General features: G+C 72.2%; 19 protein-coding genes. All 19 read right to left on the bottom strand.

Features of this window, described 5'->3' with window-relative positions:
• Window positions 1–23: 23 nt before the first annotated feature.
• Window positions 24–1013 (bottom strand): EamA family transporter, encoded by a 990-nt coding sequence (locus ABD52_RS20435; RefSeq protein ID WP_047892866.1) that lies wholly within the window; start codon window positions 1011–1013, stop codon window positions 24–26.
• On the bottom strand, window positions 1000–1464 hold the full coding sequence (locus ABD52_RS20430) for an Ohr family peroxiredoxin (RefSeq protein ID WP_047892865.1): 465 nt from the start codon (window positions 1462–1464) through the stop codon (window positions 1000–1002). Before ABD52_RS20430 ends, ABD52_RS20435 begins: the two co-directional genes overlap by 14 nt.
• A complete protein-coding gene (locus tag ABD52_RS20425) occupies window positions 1461–2288 on the bottom strand; it encodes an alpha/beta fold hydrolase (protein WP_047892864.1) in 828 nt (275 codons plus the stop codon). Before ABD52_RS20425 ends, ABD52_RS20430 begins: the two co-directional genes overlap by 4 nt.
• Window positions 2285–3649 (bottom strand): M20/M25/M40 family metallo-hydrolase, encoded by a 1365-nt coding sequence (locus ABD52_RS20420; RefSeq protein ID WP_047892863.1) that lies wholly within the window; start codon window positions 3647–3649, stop codon window positions 2285–2287. Before ABD52_RS20420 ends, ABD52_RS20425 begins: the two co-directional genes overlap by 4 nt.
• Before the next feature lie 35 nt (window positions 3650–3684).
• Window positions 3685–4431, bottom strand: a complete 747-nt coding sequence (locus tag ABD52_RS20415) for an SDR family NAD(P)-dependent oxidoreductase (protein ID WP_013286893.1) — start codon at window positions 4429–4431, stop codon at window positions 3685–3687.
• Window positions 4432–4531: 100 nt separating this feature from the next.
• Window positions 4532–5392: an ABC transporter permease gene (locus ABD52_RS20410; protein ID WP_030268404.1), complete on the bottom strand. Its 861-nt coding sequence runs from the start codon at window positions 5390–5392 to the stop codon at window positions 4532–4534.
• Window positions 5393–5404: 12 nt separating this feature from the next.
• A complete protein-coding gene (locus ABD52_RS20405; protein ID WP_082171341.1) occupies window positions 5405–6235 on the bottom strand; it encodes an ABC transporter ATP-binding protein in 831 nt (276 codons plus the stop codon).
• A gap of 25 nt (window positions 6236–6260) precedes the next feature.
• A complete protein-coding gene (locus ABD52_RS20400) occupies window positions 6261–7373 on the bottom strand; it encodes an ABC transporter substrate-binding protein (protein ID WP_047892862.1) in 1113 nt (370 codons plus the stop codon).
• 132 nt (window positions 7374–7505) lie between these two features.
• Entirely contained in the window at window positions 7506–7892 is a 387-nt protein-coding gene (locus tag ABD52_RS20395) for a nuclear transport factor 2 family protein (protein ID WP_047892861.1), read from the bottom strand.
• Complete coding sequence (locus ABD52_RS20390) at window positions 7892–8203, bottom strand: hypothetical protein (protein ID WP_013286888.1); 312 nt, start codon at window positions 8201–8203, stop codon at window positions 7892–7894. Before ABD52_RS20390 ends, ABD52_RS20395 begins: the two co-directional genes overlap by 1 nt.
• Window positions 8203–9279, bottom strand: a complete 1077-nt coding sequence (locus tag ABD52_RS20385) for a class I SAM-dependent methyltransferase (RefSeq protein ID WP_013286887.1) — start codon at window positions 9277–9279, stop codon at window positions 8203–8205. The genes ABD52_RS20390 and ABD52_RS20385 overlap by 1 nt, the downstream gene beginning before the upstream one ends.
• A 64-nt stretch (window positions 9280–9343) precedes the next feature.
• Entirely contained in the window at window positions 9344–11371 is a 2028-nt protein-coding gene (locus ABD52_RS20380) for an FAD-dependent oxidoreductase (protein WP_047892860.1), read from the bottom strand.
• A 488-nt stretch (window positions 11372–11859) separates the two neighbouring features.
• Window positions 11860–12444, bottom strand: a complete 585-nt coding sequence (locus tag ABD52_RS20375) for a TetR/AcrR family transcriptional regulator (RefSeq protein WP_047892859.1) — start codon at window positions 12442–12444, stop codon at window positions 11860–11862.
• A gap of 62 nt (window positions 12445–12506) precedes the next feature.
• Complete coding sequence (locus tag ABD52_RS20370; protein ID WP_013286884.1) at window positions 12507–13232, bottom strand: ABC transporter ATP-binding protein; 726 nt, start codon at window positions 13230–13232, stop codon at window positions 12507–12509.
• Window positions 13229–14359, bottom strand: coding sequence for an ABC transporter permease (locus ABD52_RS20365; RefSeq protein ID WP_013476402.1), 1131 nt, complete (start codon window positions 14357–14359; stop codon window positions 13229–13231). The genes ABD52_RS20370 and ABD52_RS20365 overlap by 4 nt, the downstream gene beginning before the upstream one ends.
• 144 nt (window positions 14360–14503) lie before the next feature.
• Window positions 14504–14929 carry a DUF6069 family protein gene (locus ABD52_RS20360; protein WP_013476403.1) on the bottom strand — a complete coding sequence of 142 codons (426 nt, stop codon included), beginning with the start codon at window positions 14927–14929 and terminating at the stop codon, window positions 14504–14506.
• Window positions 14922–15389, bottom strand: coding sequence for an SRPBCC domain-containing protein (locus ABD52_RS20355; RefSeq protein ID WP_013286881.1), 468 nt, complete (start codon window positions 15387–15389; stop codon window positions 14922–14924). Before ABD52_RS20355 ends, ABD52_RS20360 begins: the two co-directional genes overlap by 8 nt.
• Window positions 15343–15723 (bottom strand): helix-turn-helix transcriptional regulator, encoded by a 381-nt coding sequence (locus ABD52_RS20350; protein ID WP_186461502.1) that lies wholly within the window; start codon window positions 15721–15723, stop codon window positions 15343–15345. The genes ABD52_RS20355 and ABD52_RS20350 overlap by 47 nt, the downstream gene beginning before the upstream one ends.
• A 145-nt stretch (window positions 15724–15868) precedes the next feature.
• On the bottom strand, window positions 15869–16245 hold a 377-nt coding region (locus ABD52_RS20345), incomplete at its 5' end, for a cellulose binding domain-containing protein (RefSeq protein ID WP_047892857.1).

The raw sequence follows: 16245 nt of genomic DNA, 5'->3' as shown, positions 1-16245 counted from the left end.
TACGTGCGTGGGGTCGCCGGGCGTCAGGCGGGTGCGACGGGGGTCTTCCCGGGCGGGAGGCCGTCGGCCTGCCGGGGTCGCTCCCGCGCGATGACGAGCGCCACCGAGGCGAGCACCACGGCACCGGCGAGCACCTGTCGTCCGGACAACGATTCATCCAGCACCATCATGCCGAGCAGGACCGCCACCACCGGGTTGACGTACGCGTAGGTGGACGCGAGCTGGATCGGCGCGTTGCGCAGCAACCACGTGTAGACGCTGAAGCCGACCACTGTGCACACCAGCATCAGGTAGGTCCACGCCAGCCAGGACCGGCCGGTCACGCCGGCGAGGTCGAACCGTCCCAGCTCACCGCTGACCACGCTCGCCACCGCCACCGCGACGCCGCCGACGAGCATCTGCCAGCCGGTGCCGACCAGGTGGTCGGCCGGCATGTGCAGCCGCTGCGACAGCGTCGAGCCCAGCGCCCAGACCATCGTGGAGACCACCAGCAGCAGCATCCCGCCGAGGTGCCATCCCTTCGTCGGCACCGAGAACAGCAGCGCCAGCCCGGCCACCCCGCCCAGTACGCCCACCGCCGCGAGCGCCGATGGCCGTGGACCGACCACCAGCCGCAACACCAGCACCCACAGCGGCATGCCGGCCACCACCAGCGACGTCAGCCCGGTCGGCACGTACTGCTGGCCCAGGGCGAGCAGCGCGCTGCCCGCACCGACCATCAGCAGCCCGCTGGCGCCCACCCCGCCCCACTGCCGCCGGGGCAGCAGCAGCCCGGCCGGTCCCCGGCGCAGCGCCGCCACCGCGAACAGCAGCAGCGCGGCGGCCAGGAACCGGGCCGAGGTGGCGACCAGCGGCGGGATGCTGTCCAGGGCCACCCGGTTGCCCAGGTAGGTCGAGCCCCAGATCAGGTAGACCGCGCCGAGCCCGACGGCCAGGGCCATCGGGCCGGCGGGCCGCTGCGGATCCGCCGGGTGGCGGACCGCTGCGGGCCGGGTCAGGTCAGCGGTGGCCATCGACCCGGATCGCCACCGCGGTGTTGCCCCGCAGGGCGTTCGAGTAGGGACACATCCGGTCGGCCAGCTCCACCGCGCGCTCCAGGTCGGCCTGCGGGCACTGCGGCGCGGACACGTCCAGCACCACGGCGATCGCGTACCGGCCGTCCTCGGTCTGCCCGAGGGAGACCGAGGCGGTGACGGTCGTCGGACCGGGCCGCACGCCGGCCTGCCGGGCGGCGACCGCGAGCGCGCTGTCGAAGCAGGCCGCGTAGCCGGCCGCGAACAGCTCCTCCGGGTCGGTGCCGGGCGCGTCCGGACCCCGCTGCGCGGGGCGGGTCAGGTCGACCCGCAGCGACCCGGTCAGCGACCGGGCGCTGCCGCCGCGACCGCCGGAGACCTCGACTGTGGCGGTGTAGACAGTGTTCGCCGGTACGACCTTCGCCTCGGTCACCGGGGTGCCGGCGCTCATGCCGCCACCTCCCGTCCGAGGTCGGCGTGCACCCGCGCGGCGACCGCGTCGGCGAACGCCTCCGGCTGCTCGTCGGCCACGAAGTCGGTGCCGCCGGGGATGGTGACCAGCTCGGCGCCGGGCAGCGCGGCCCGCACCTGCGGCGTCATCCGGTCCAGCAGGTCGTCGGCGCCGTGCAGCAGCACGATGGGCAGCGCGTCCAGGGCGGCGGTGTCGACGTGGTGGTCGAACACCGCCCGGTACGCGGTCGCGTAGTCCGGTCCGGTCAGCAGGTACTCGGTGACCTGCCGGTCCGCCGCCTCCGGGGTCAGGCGCGGGTACAGGCCGTACACCCGGTCCCAGATCACCTTCAGGTGCCCGCCGTCGCGCGCCGGCACGTAGCCGGGCGCGTACGACCGCTTCTTCTCCGCCCGCTCCTGCTCGTCGTAGAGCGGGATGCCCTGGAGAATCAGCCGGTGCACCCGCTCCGGCGCCGACATCAGCGCCTCCGCGCCGACGATCGCGCCGGTGTGCTGCCCGAGCAGGTGTACCCGGGACAGCCCGAGGGCGTCGGCGAACTGCCACACCCCGGCCGCGTACTCCGGGATGGACCACGGGCGCGGTGGCGCGTCGGACATGCCGAACCCCGGCGTGTCCGGGGCGATCACCCGCAGGCCGCGGCGGGCCAGCGGCTCGATCACCGCGTCGTAGGTGGCCGAGGAGAGCGGGGACTGGTGCAGGATCAGCAGCACCGGGGCGTCGGCGTCGCCGCCGTGCCGGTAGTGCACCTGACCCCACGGCACGTCGACGTAGGCGCGGCGGGCCACGCCGCGGGCCCGGGTCACTCGGCCACCGCCAGCGCCGCCATGACCTCGATGACGTGCTTGATGCCGGCCTTGTAGTCGTCCAGCCGGATGTTCTCGTTCGGGCCGTCCACACCGGAGTCGGCGCGGGACACGCCGACGCCGACGATCGGCCGGTCGGCGATCACGCCCTGGTTGCCGATCCACTGCGTGTACGGCTCGATCACCGGCTCGGTCCCGTACACCCGGCGGGCCGCGTCGGCGACCAGCGCGACGAACGGGTCGCGGTGGTCGGTGAGGTTGGGCCGGCTGGTCGCCATCACCTCGATGCGCAGGTCACCGAAGCCGGTCGCGGCCAGGTGGTCGCGGATGCAGCCGAGCACCCGGTCCGGGTCCTGGCCCGGCACCAGCCGGATCTCCAGCTTCGCCGAGGCGGTCGACGGGATGCCGAGCGTCACGTCGTCGCGCATGTCGCCGCCGGCGAAACCGCCGACGGTGAGCGTCGGCACGGTACGGATGGCGACCGCGGCGCCCTGGTCGTCCAGGTCACCGGTGAACCGGTCGACCTGGGCCCGCTTGCGCAGGAAGTCCCCGTCGAACGCCACCTTCTCCAGCAGCGCCCGCTCCTCGTCGGTCGGCGGCCGGGCGTCGTCGGCGAAACCGGGGATCGTCACGGTGCCGTCGGGCCGCTGCAACCGCGCCAGGGCGGCGGCCAGCCGGGCCGTGGCAGCCGGCAGCAGCGCGGTGTTCTGGCTGGTGAGGTCGCGCGGCAGGGTCTGCGCGGTGAGGCGCAGGTAGAGCACGCCCTTCTCGGCGAGCTTGAGCAGCAGCCGGTCCTCGCCGTCGAGCCAGGAGTTCTCCCACAGCGCGGCGTCGCTGGCGAGTCGGTCGGCGTGCGCCTCGACGAACGAGCCGAGACCGGGGCTGTGCAGCCACTTCTTGCCCTCGAAGATGATCCGGTTGGTCACCGGCGGGGTCAGCCCGGCCAGCCTCCAGGCCGCCGCCGCGTGGATGCGGGACATGACGACGCCCTTGTCGTCGGCCACGCCCCGGGCGTACAGCCGGCCGTCGTGGATCTCCGCCGCGTACGGCGGGCTGATCCAGTCGGCGTCGTCACCGGCCGGCTCGACCTCCACGTCGTAGTGGGTGAAGTGCAGCAGCGCCTTGTCGCCCTCGCCCGGCACCTCGGCCAGCACGTACGGGTACGACTGCTCCCACGGGATGATCTCGGCTTCGCCGCCCCAGCGGCGGACCGACCCGGCGATGAACTCGGCGGTGGCCTCCATCTGCTCCGGCTCCTGGCGGCGGCTGCGGATGCGGCACAGCTGCTGGAGCTCCTCGACGAACTCGTCGAAGTGCGCGTCGACGGCCGCAAGCGCGGCCGCGGTATTCGGTTTGGGCATGGTGGTCCTCACAGAAGGGGTCGGGGAGGGGGAAGTCAGTGGATGGTGACGCCGCCGTCGACGAAGATCGTCTGCCCGGTGGTCATGGCGGCGGCGTCACTGAGCAGGTAGGCGACCGCGTTGGCGACGTCCTGCGGCTGCGCCATCCGGCCCAGCGGGATCGACGCCATCTTGTCGGCCAGGTACGCCTCGTCGCCGCGGACGTCGGAGGTCATGTCGGTGGGCACGATGGTGGGTCCGACGGCGTTGACCCGGATCCGGTCCGGCGCCCACTCCAGCGCCAGCACGCGTGCCATGTGCATCACGCCGGCCTTGCTGACGCAGTACCCGAGCGTGTTCAGCACCGCGACGTGCCCGTTCGTGGAGCCGATGTTCACCACCGCGCCGCCGCTGCGCCGCAGCGCCGGGTACGCGGCCTGGCTCATCCGGAACGTGCCGGTCAGGTTGACGTCCAGGACGGTGGTGAAGTCCTCCTCGGACATCGTGGCCGCCGGTCCGCGCCGGACGATCCCGGCGTTGTTGACGAGCAGGTCCAGGCGGCCGTGGGCGTCCAGGACCTCGGCCACCAGCTGCGTGCAGGAGGCGGCCGACCGGACGTCCACCCGGTGCCGGGTGTGCGCGCCGCCGGTCAGCTCGGCCTCCGCCCAGTCGTCGAGCAGGTCGGCCTGCGCCACCGTCGCGCCGCGCTGTGCCAGCGTCGTGGCGATCCGGGCGCCGATGCCGCGGGCCGCCCCGGTCACCACTGCCACCCGTCCGTCGAACCGGTTCGGGTCGGTGTTCATGTCTCGTGTCCTGCCTTTCCGGTCCGGCCACCGGCCGGGCGGGCGTGAACCACGCCCGGCCGGTGCTCCGCACGCGTGACGACGGTCCCGTCAGCTGTCGTCACGCGCCGATCACCTTCGTGTCCTCGGCCCAGAAGGCGAGCCGCTTCTGCAGCAGCCGGATCACGAAGTGCGCCACCAGACCCATCACCGACAGCACCACCAGGACGGCGAACATGCCGGCGATGTCGAAGTTGTAGTTGGTCTGCAGCAGCAGGTAGCCCAGGCCCTCCTTGGCGCCGATGAACTCGCCGACGACCGCGCCGAGGATGGCGAAGACGATGCCGATGTCCAGGCCGGCGAAGATGAACGGCAGCGCGCTGGGCAGCCGGACCATCCGGAAGATCTGGGTCTTGCTCGCGCCGAACACCGTCAGCATCTGGATCTTGTCGGCGTCGGCCGCCCGCAGGCCCTCGATGACGTTGACGAGCATCGGGAAGAACGAGATCACCGCGGCCATGACCACCTTGCTGGTCAGGCCGAAACCGAACCAGACCACGAACAGCGGGGCCAGGGCGACCTTCGGGACGGTCTGGAAGGCCACGATGTACGGCATCAGGGTGGCTTCGACGATCTTGATCTGGGAGATGAACGTGCCGAGCAGCAGCGCGGCCCCGACACCGATCACGAACCCGAGCAGCGCCTCCTGGGTGGTCACCCAGAAGTGACCCCAGAACTGGTCGTCGCCGAGCTGCTGCCACAGCGACTCGACCACGCTCGACGGCAGCGGCAGGACGTACTCGTCGACGCCGATGAGCTGGACGCCGTACTCCCAGGCCAGCACGACCACGACGAAGACCGTCGGGACCAGCCAGAGCTGGGGCTTCTCGCGGAGGTCGAACTTGCGCCGGGCGGGCTTGGCGGGCCGGGCGGACGGCGCCGGTGGCTGGGCCGGCTCGCGGACCAGGTTGCTTGTTGCCATGGCTGTCCCTCGTCAGTCGATAACGCCGGCGGCGTTGAAGTGTCGGCGGATCCGCTCCACGTAGACCCCGGCCCGGTCGGACGACATGACGCCGAGGTCACGCGGCCGCTCCAGGTCGATGTCCATGACCTCCGCGATCCGGCCCGGCCGGGGGCTGAGCACGACCACCCGGTCGGAGAGGAAGACCGCCTCCGGGATGGAGTGCGTGACCAGGACGATCGTCTGGTTGCTCTCCTGCCAGATGCGCAGCAGCTCCACGTTCATGTACTCGCGGGTCATCGCGTCGAGCGCGCCGAACGGCTCGTCCATCAGCAGTACCGCCGGGTCGTGCACCAGCGCCCGGCAGATGCCGGCCCGCTGCTGCATGCCGCCGCTGAGCTCGTGCGGGTACTTCTGCTCGAAGCCGTTGAGACCGACCATCTCGAGCAACTGCTGGGCGCGTTCCCGGTGCCGGCGGGGATCCAGTCGCTGGATCTCCGCCGGCACCATCACGTTGTCGAAGATGGTGCGCCACGGCAGCAGCGTCGGTGCCTGGAACACCATCCCGACCTCGGGAAGGGGCTTCGTCACGTCCCGCCCGGCGATCCGTACCGCGCCGCCGGTCTTCGGGCTGAGCCCGGCGAGGATCTTCAGCAAAGTGGTCTTGCCGCACCCGGACGGTCCCACGACCGAGATGAACTCGCCGCGACGTACCGTCAGGTTGATGTCGCTCAACGCCTGGGTCGGTGCCGACTTCCGGGGCCGGTACTCCTTGTCCAGCCCGTCGATCTCGATCCAGGAGTCTTCCGACACCGATGCCGAAGCCTGCGTCTGCGCCCGGCGGGCCGTCGCCTTGATGGCCATCGAAATCCCTTCCGCTGTCCGCTGCCTAGGCGGTGTAGTTCGCGGCCTTGCTGAGCACCGCGGCCTTGTCGAAGTTGTTGGCGCCGGAGAGCAGGCTCGGATCCCACAGCTTCTTGAGGTCGACCTCGCCGGTGATCTGCCCGGCCTCCTTGGTGTACGCCTGGGTCTTCGCCCACTCCTCGTCGCTGATCGCGCCCCAGTCGCCGAACTGCTCCGGGTCGCCGCTGGCCGGGGTGGCCGTCTTCAGCCAGGCGGTCAGGCTCTCGGTGTCCGCCTTGAGGCGCTCGTCGGCGGACTTGCCGGCGAGGATCTGCGGGAAGACCTTGTAGCCGATCTTCATGGCGGCCTCGGGGTTCTTCGCCGAGAAGAGCATCGCCTTGTACGCCGCGCGCAGGAACCGCTCGTACGAGTCCTTCTTGGCGTCGAAGTCACGGGCGCCGACGCTGAAGGTCAGCGACCGGATGCCGGAGAACACGTCCGGGTTGGTCAGGTACTTCAGCTCGGTGCCGGCGTTCTCGATGACCGCGTACGCCTGGGTGTAGAGCGCCAGCATGTCGACCTTGCCGTCGTTGAGCGCGGCGGCGGCCTGCGCGCCCACGCCCACCGGCAGAAGCTCGACGTCCTTGGTCGGGTCCAGGCCGGCGGCCTTGACGTAGGCGCGGGCGTACGGGGCCGAGCCGGAGGCCAGGCTGATCACGCCGATCTTCTTGCCGCGCAGGTCAGCGCCGCCGGTGAGCGGGGAGTCCGGCTTCACAGCCATCACCCACGGCCAGTTCTGCACCAGGCCGCCGATCGCCTTGATCGGCACGTTCTTCTCCGCCGCGCCGAGCGCCGAGCCGGCGTCGGCGGGGGTGATGTCGCCGCTGCCGGACGCGACCGCCTGGAGGGCGGCGACCGAGCCGTCGGCGTTGATCGTCTCGACGGTCAGCTTCTCCTCGGCGAAGTAGCCGAGTTCCTTGGCGACCGCGTAGACGGCCACCTCCTCCTTCGGGCCGATCACGGCGGAGGCGATGGCCATGGTCAGCTTCGCCTCCTTGCCCTCGCCGCCGGCGCCGTCGTCGTCGGAGCCGCCGCCGCACGCGGACAGGACCAGCGCGGCGGCCAGCGCCGCCGGGAGCAGAGCCCACCTTCGTTTCATATGCACACACCTCGTCATGAGTCGGGGGAGACCACCTCCGCCGCCGGAGCGGCGGAGGTGGGGGAATCAGGCGTCGCGCTGCTGCGCGACCGTTGTCCGTCAGGCGTCGCGCTGCTGCGCGACCGTTGTCCGTCAGGCGCCGCGCTGCTGCGCGACCAGTGCCAGATCGTTGTAGACGTGCTGCTCGACGATCAGTCCGCCGTCGAGCACGAAGACGTCCGCGTAGCGGATGTCCTCGAACGGAGTGCCGTCGAGCCATTCCCCGTACAGCCGCCCGAGCGAGGTCACGGTGACCCGCCCGTCGGCCTCACCCACCAGGTAGCGGTCCCGGTGCTTGCGCACCCACCGGTAGGTTCCGGTCGACGCGGCCGCCATCTCCCGCAGCGACGAGTACTCCCGGCCGCCCGGGAAGACCAACCGCGCCCGCTCCGCGAGAAAGCGCCCCGCTTCGTCGAGTTCGCGGTCCTCGCACAGCTGCAGGTAGCTGTCGATCAGGCCGGGCGCGTCCGGTGTGCTCATCAGCCGGTCTTCTCGCTCAGCGCCGCCTCCCACTGGTCCCGCAGCGGGTGCTCCGCGGGGCCGTGCTCGGTGAGGATGCGCATGAGGCGGGCCAGCAGCTCGTCCCGCTCGCGGTCGAGGACCTTCTGCTCCTCCTCGGTGGAGACGAACCCGTCGACGGCGCCCGCGGTGAGCGCGCCGGAGCGGGTCAGCAGCGCCTCGACGACGCGTACCCGCTGGCGGGTCACGTGCAGCTCGGTGGAGAGCTGCAGCACCAGGTCGAGCAGCTTGCCGACCTTGGGGTCCCCGAAGTAGTCGAACTCGGTGCTCATCACGCCTCCGGCTTGGTCGCGGCCAGTACGGCCCAGGGGAAGTGCCACTCGGGACGGTCGCCCCAGCCCTGCGGCTGGACGCCGTTGCGGCGCTCGTCGAACGGGGTCCACGACACGTCGGTCAGACCGGCCTCGGTGCAGACCTCGATCAGGTCCGAGCCGAACAGGTCGTGGAAGAACGGCTCGTTGTTGCGCTCGGCGTGCTCGTAGACGGTGGCGTCGCGCAGCGGGTCGCCGGTGAGCATGAACTCCAGGAAGCGCAGCGAGCCGCCCGGCTTGAGCAGGCGCGCGGCCTCCACGATCGTCTCCCGGATCGCGGTGGCGGGCATCTCGTGCAGCACCATCGTGCCGGTGACCACGTCGCAGCTGTCCGCCTCGATGCCGGTGGCCCGGCCGTCGGCCTGCCGGTAGTCGATCGCGACTCCGGTCGCCTCGGCCTCGGCGTGGGCCAGGCGCAGACCGGGTGCGGCCAGGTCCACGCCGATCACCTGCGCGGTCGGGTACTTGGCGGGCAGTGGGCGGGTGCTCTTGCCGAAACCGCACCCGATGTCGACGATCCGGGTCGCCGCGGGCAGCTCGGGCAGCGCGGTCTGGGCGAACAGCGTGTGGAACTTGTAGCCGTCGTTGTCGCGCAGCATGACGATGCGAGCGCCGAACTCGTACACGTAGGCCGACATGTCGTCGGAGAAGAAGCTGCCGGGCTGGATGTGGATGTCGTAGTCGGTGTACCAGTCGGGCAGTTCCAGGTCGGGGTTCAGCTCCAGCGAGCCCTTCGGCTGCTCGGGCAGCGAGGTGAGCTGGCCGGTCAGCTCCTCGCGGCGGCTGAGCACCGCGTCGCCGGCGACCTTCCACAGCATCTTCTGCTGCACCCGCTCCAGGTGGCTGAACCACGGGTAGAGCGGGAGACCGCGCAGCACCTGACCGGCGTCGGCGACGGTGGTGGCCGACGCCCCGGTGGCGCCGTACTCCTCGCGCAGCGCCGGGTAGACGGTGTCCGCCCAGCGCTTGCGCAGGCCGAGGACGAAGTCCACGGCGGAACGCTCATCCAGGGTGAGGCGCTCCTCGACATCGAACATGCCTTGTCTCCTCTACAGGTGGGGGAGGTCCGGCCCGCGGTGCACCGCGACCGGGGTGGACGGGTCAGTGGGCGTACCGCACGCGTTCGGCGGCCGCGGTGTCGAAGGCGCCGAGGAACGCGCCGGCCATGCGTCCCTCGTAGACGGCCTCGAAGGCGCTGCGGGGAGCGTTCGCGTCGCCGACGACGTGGACAAGGGGGCCGTCGGGCAGCGCGTCGAGCTGCCGGTACAACTCGTCCGCGGCCTGCGCCGAGCCGCCGTCGACGACTGTGGTGACGCCTTCGACGATCGTCTCGCCGCCGGCGAGCGGGCCGCCGAGCGCCACCGCGCCGGCGCCCGCCGCACGGGCGGTCCGCATCGGGTGGACCGCGATCCCCAGGTCCGCGAAGCGCTTGAGCAGCGCCAGCCGCGAGTACGTGGTGATCTTGGCGCTCACCGTGGCGGTGGGGGAGACGAGGTGGACGCGGGCGCCCCGCCGGGCGAACGCCTCCGCCACCGAGGCCGCCGACCAGGTGCCCTCGTCGTCGAGCACGACGACGGCGCCGTCCGGCCGGTAGCCGGGGTCGGCCAGGTGGTCGACGGCCTGCCAGATGTCGACCACCGGCGGGCCGCCGGGCAGGTCGCGGCGGGCGGGCCGGGAGCCGGTGGCGAGGACGACGTCCTGGTAGCCGCCGGACAGCACGTCCGCGACGCCGGCGCGGTGGCCGAGCCGGACCGGGATGCCGGCGGCAGCCACGTCGCGGGCCAGGTCGCGGGTGAGCAGACCGAGCCGCTCCCGGCCGGGTACGCGCGCGGCCACCTCGACCTGCCCGCCGAGCCGGTCGCGTGCCTCGACAACTGTCACCCGGTGCCCGGCCCGGTGCGCGGAGAGCGCCGCCTCCAGGCCGGCCGGACCGCCGCCGACGACCAGGACGTCCCGCGCGCCGGACGGTCCGGGCAGCTCCGGCCAGGCGTCGGCCCACTCCCGCTCGGCGCCGACCTCCGGGTTCACCACGCAGGAGATGGGCAGGCTGGTCTCCAGCCGGCCGATGCAGCCCTGGTTGCAGGCCAGGCAGGCGCGTACCTCGTGCTGGCGGCCCTGTTCGGCCTTGCGCACCAGGTGCGGGTCGGCGATGTGCGGGCGGGCCAGGCCGACCAGGTCGGCCTCGCCCGCGGCGACGAGTTCGGCGGCCTCCGGCAGGCTGTCCAGCCGGCACACCGCGAGCACCGGCAGGTCCGGGAACTCGCGCTTGAACAGCGCCGCGTGGTGCCGGAACGGGGCGTGGCCGAAGCTCATGTCCGCCATCTGGGTCGCGAGCGACCAGCTGCCGTGGTAGGCGGAGTGGCTGACGTGCACGTAGGCGAGGGGGAACTCGGCGCGCAGCTTTCCGACGATCTCCAGCACCGCGGCCGGGTCGAGGCCGCCGGGCAGGAACTCGTCGGCGCTGACCCGCAGCCCGACGGGCAGCTCGGGGGCGGCGGCGAGCACCGCGGTCAGCACCTCGCGGGTCAGGCGCATCCGGTTGTCGAGGCTGCCGCCGTACGCGTCGTCGCGGGTGTTCGTGTGCGGGGAGAGGAACTGCTGGAGCAGGTGGCCGTGGCCGGCGTGCACCTCCAGGCCGTCGAAGCCGGCCTCGCGCATCCGCCGCGCGGCGGCGGCGAACGCGGCGACGACGACGGCGATGTCCCGGCGTCCCATCGCGTGCGGCACGTGCGAGCCGGCCGCCCACGGCACCGGCGACGAGGACCAGGCGGCGGTACGGGTCGCGTCGCCGTTGGCCTGCCGTCCGGCGTGCATGATCTGGGCGAACATGCGTGCCCCGTGCTCGTGCACGGCCTCGGTCACCGCCGCGTACGCCGGGATCGACGAGTCGTCGAAGCTGCCGAGGCTGATGCTGCGGCCCGCGCTCGTGGGGTGCACGCGGATCGCCTCGGTGATGATCAGGCCGACACCGCCGCGCGCCCGCTCCGCGTGGTAGGCGACGTGGCGACGGGTGGGCACATTGTTCAGTCCGAAGTTGGTGGTGTGGCCGGGGACGAAGACCCGGTTCCGCAGGGTGAGGCGACCGAGCCTGGTGGGGGAGAGAAGAGCGAGAAGCTTGTCGTCAGGCATGCCTCGGACTTCCTGTTTCGGGCCGCACTCGGCGAGGCCGAGAGCGTTCGGATGAACCGTACGCCGTTCGATTGAGTGGAACGGTAGGGCCGGGTTCACATGCCGTCAACGGGCTACTGATCAGTAACTTAGTTCCCCGTACCGCCTCTGAGCTGCTGTTCCACTAGGCGGAACGCTGACCGATGACGACCGTCGATGCGGCGGCCGATCGTTCGGTTCCTCCTGCTCGGACGACAGTGCCGGCCGCCCATCGCCGGTCGGAGGCCCGTGCCGATCGTTCGGACGGCCGCTCCGGCCCGCGTCGGCGGACGCCCGCCGGCAGCGCCGGCGCGTCCCCGGGTGCCGGGTCCGGACATGCGCCGACCCGGGTCGTCGCCCGTGCGCGCACGCGTGGTGCGGCTGCCGGCGACGACCCGGGCCGTCGTTGTTCAGCAGGTGTGGCGGTGCCCGGACGCCGTCGCGCCGCGCCGGATCTCAGAGGCGGGTGGTCAGCTGGCGTCCGGGCGCAGGTACGGCGTGAGCAGCTCGCGGGCGAGGCCCCTGGCCGCCGGAAGGTCGAGACCGTTCTCGATCATGCGGCTCAGGGCGTAGACGACCGACTGGACGAGCTCCGCCATCCGGTCCGGGTCGCTCGCCCCGTGTTCGGTGAGCGCGGCGCGCAACGGCGCCTCGAGGCTGTCATGCAGCAGCCGGCTGGAGGTCGCCAGCACCTCGCTGTTGCCCGCCGACGCCAGTGCCCGGGCCAGCGCGTGGTCGCCCCGGGCAACCAGTTGCAGGTTGGCCTCGACGTACGCCAGGATCCTCGCCCCCGGCGTGCGGGCCTCGGCCATCTGCTTCTCGACGAAGGCCGACCACCGGGGGAACGTGTCGGCGACCAGCACGTCGAACATGTCGGTGCGGGACTTGAAGTACGAGTACGCGCTGGAGCGGGCCAGCCCGGCGTGCCGGGCCACGTCGGCCAGGCTCGGAATCTGCTCCGGGTGCTCGGAGAGCAGGGCGCGGGCGGCGTCGAGCAACGCCGCCCGCTGCGCGGCCCGGTGTTCCGCGACGGTAGAGGCTTGGATCTTCGGCACAGCGACCTCCCCGTGTCTCCCGCCGCCCGTGTCCGGTCCGCGTCGCTCCCTGCTCGTCGCGGTCAGCTGCTCGTGGCGAGCTTGCCGTCGATCATCTCGTAGATGGTGTCACAGTATTGCAGCACGTCGTGATCGTGAGTGACCATCACGACGGCCACCGAGCGCTCCCGCGCCTCCTGGGCGAGCAGCTGGACGATGTCGTGGCTGCGGGCCCGGTCCAGCGCCGCCGTCGGCTCGTCCACCAGCAGCACCGACGGCTCGGTCATCAGCGCCCGGGCGATGCCGACGCGCTGGCGCTCGCCGCCGGAGAGCTGGTGCGGCCGGCGGTCGGCCTTACCGGCCAGGCCGACGTGCGCGAGCATCTCCAGCGGGTCGCGTCCGGACCGTTCCCGTCGCCCGCCCAGCCGCAGCGGCAGGCGCAGCTGGTCGGCGGCGGTCAGCGCGGGCAGCAGGTTGCCCGACTGGAACACGAACCCCACGTGCCGGCGGCGCAGCTCGGTGCGCGCCCGGCGGCTGGACACGGTCATGTCGTGCCCGGCCACCGTGACGGTGCCCTGATCGGGGCGGGCCAGCCCGCCGGCCACGGCGAGCAGGCTGGACTTGCCCGCGCCGGACGGTCCGACGATCGCGGCCAGCTCACCGGGCGCGACGGTCAGGTCGACGTCGTCCAGCGCGTGCACGGTCTCCGCGCCGTCGCCGTGCCGCAGGTGGACGCCGCGCATGACCAGGCCGAGGCCGGCTCCAGCGGTGCCCGGCGTCGAGAGTGACGGTGTGGTCCGGCTGCTCATCGGTTGCCTCCCAGGGCGGTCGCCGGGTCGATGGAGGTGAGGCGGACGACGGCGGCTGCCGCGCCGACCAGGCCGAGCACGAGCAGCCCGGCCGCGGCGGCGGCGATGCTCTGCGGGTGCAGCGCGAACGGAACGTTGCCGCCGGAGATCAGCGCGCCGAGGCCGAGGCCGATCCCCATGCCGACGGCGATGGCGAGGGCCAGCAGGATCAGTGCCTGGGTGAGCGCGTCGCGCAGCACCCAGCCGGTCGAGGCGCCCAGCGCCCGCAGCACGGCGACCTCCTGCTTGCGCTGGATCGCCCAGACCGCGAAGAACGCGCCGGCCACGAGCGCCGAGATGGCGTAGAGGAAGCCCTGGATCAACTGGAGCGTGGTCGTCTCGGCGGTGTAGCCGGGCGAGGCGCCGTACGACTCGTCGAGCGTCAGGCTCTCCGTGCCCGCGGCCTTGTCGCCCGCGGCCAGGTCCACCGAGCCGCCGCCGGTCGCGCGGACCGCGACGGCGGTGATCTCCTGGGTCGCCTGCGCCGGCACCTGCGCGCCGGCCGGGGTGCCGGACTTGACCGCCTGCCACGTCGCCAGCGGCACGTACGCCACGTCGACGTGGCCGAACGTGTCCTGCTGCTCGGTGACGCCGACGACGCGCAGCCGCGTGCCCAGCCGGTCCACAGTCACGGTGTCGCCGACGCGCAGGCCCGCGTCGATGGCGGTGGGGCTCACCACGATCCCGTCCGCCGGGCCGAGCCGGTCGCCCTCGCTGACGGCGGGGGACAGGAACGAGCCGGTCTCGACGCCGAACAGCGCGAGGTCGACCTCGGTGCCACCGTCGGTCCGCCCGTTGACGAGCGTGTTGCCGAACGGGGTCGCCTCGGCCACGCCCGGCTGGTCGCGCCAGGTGTCCACCGCCGAGGCGTCCACCACGCTGCGCGAGAACGCCGAGTCGTGCTGCACGCCGTGGGCGAAGGCGAACGAGGTGACCGGCAGGTTCTGCAGGCCGGAGACGCCGTCCCGGACCAGCCCGACGGACAGGCCGGACAGCATCACCATCAGCACCGAGATCAGCGCGATCACGGCCCCCATCAGGGCGAATCGCAGCCGCGCGAACCCCAGCTCACGAATGGCCAGGAACATCAGCCGCCACCTCTCAAACTTGTCGACACCATGTCGTCATGTTAACAACGCGGTGTCGGCAAAAAGGGCCGGCGGTGGCTGTCTACCCGACCACACTCCGTGACGGCGCGGGTCGGTCCCCCGGGCGGCGCCCCGTGCCCGGCGTCAGGCGGCGACCGGGCCCGCGGTGGCGCGGCGCGCGCGCCGGCCGAGGGCGGTCACCGCGACGACGATGATCGGGGCGAGCGTGAGGTGGCACGCCGCGAGCGTGATCTTGCTGGTGGTGTCCAGGTCCGCGGGCAGCGTCATGGTGGCGATCGTGAGCACCGCGAGCGCCGGGCCGATGATCAGCGCCGCCCGGACCACCCAGGCGAACCGGGACGCCAGCAGGGCGACGGCGGTGAGCCCGAGCGCCAGCGGCAGCGCGCTGAAGCCCGCGACGGTCACCGCGTCGACCTCGACCCGCCGGCCGTCGGCGGTGAACAGGAAGCTGCCACCGGCCGCCCGGCCGATCGCGTACACGATCAGGTTGACGACCACCGCGACGGCGGTGGCGAGCGCGACGACGGCGGTGCGGGACAGGTCAGCCACGGGAGGTCTCCTCTGCGTGCTCTCGGATCAGGTACGCCTCGATGCGGGCGAACGCCCCGGTCCAGACCTCGCCGACGAAGAAGTCGCGCAGCTGCGGGGTCGGGAAGCCGCTCTGCACCACAGTCATCAGCGTGCCGCCGTCCTTCGCCTCGAAGGTGACCTCGATGCGCGTGGTCATGGTCGTGCCGTCCGGGCCGGTACCAGTCGACTCGGTGACCAGCCGGTGCGGGCGGTCGATCTCCAGGAACGTCTGCGTCTCGCGGAACAGCATGTCGGGGGAGGGGCCCCAGACGGCGGTCTGCTTCCCGCCGACCCGCAGGTCGACGTCGATCTCCACGATGCCGGGCTGCTCGTCGAGGATGCCGAACCAGATCTTCTGTTTGCCGGCGTCAGTGTAGGCGTCGAACGCCTCGTCAGGGGTGCCCGGAAGGTGTCGTGTCACTCGCATGTGGAGCGTCATGGTCGTGGTCCTCCGTGGTGAGTGTGAGGTAGGCGTCGAGGCCGTCGAGGCGACGGGCCCAGAGACGTCGGTAGAAGGCGATCCAGGCCATGGCCGAGTCCAGCGGCGCCTCGCTGAGCCGGCACTGCCGGGACCGGCCGACCTTGCGCGTCACCACGAGGCCCGCGTCCTCCAGCGCCCGGACGTGCTTGCGCATGCCGGTGAGGCTCATCCCGGTGGGCTCGGTGAGCTCGCTGATGGTGGCCGGGCCTGCGCCCAGCCGGATCAGGATGTCGCGTCGGGTGGGGTCGGCCAGGCTGGCGAAAACCCGGTCGAGCGTCTCTTGCTGAACCACGAGGTTCACCGTACGACACTGAACCATTCGGTTCAACGTTATGCCGAGGTGTGCATGGCGTACGCGTGAAACGGCCCCGCGACCTCTCGGGTCGCGGGGCCGTCCCCGGCGCCGTGGGAAGAAACGCCGGAGTGTGCGGTGCCGGTCAGGCGAGTGTGCAGGGTGCGCCGTTGAGGCTGAACGAGCCGGGCCGGGCGGTGTTGCCGGTGTGCGTGGCCTGGAAGCCGATGGTGGTCGAGCCGCGAGCCGGGATGACCGCGTTGTACGCGAGGTTGCGCGCGGTCACCTGACCCGAGGCGGGGGAGTAGGAGGCGTTCCAGCCCGAGGTGATGGTCTGGCCGCCGGGCAGCGTGAACGTCAGCGACCAGCCGTTCACCGCGGCCGAACCGGTGTTGCTGATGGTGATGTTCTCGGTCAGCCCGTTGTTCCAGGCGTTCAGCTCGATGCTCACCGAGCAGGCGCCGGTGCCGGGCGGGGGTGTGGTCGGGCCGGGCGGCGGCGTGGTCGGGCCCGGCGGGGGCG

The sequence above is a fragment of the Micromonospora sp. RV43 genome (genome assembly GCF_001029515.1).
Classification (GTDB): Bacteria; Actinomycetota; Actinomycetes; order Mycobacteriales; family Micromonosporaceae; genus Micromonospora; species Micromonospora aurantiaca.
This window is presented reverse-complemented; position numbering and strand designations above follow the sequence as displayed.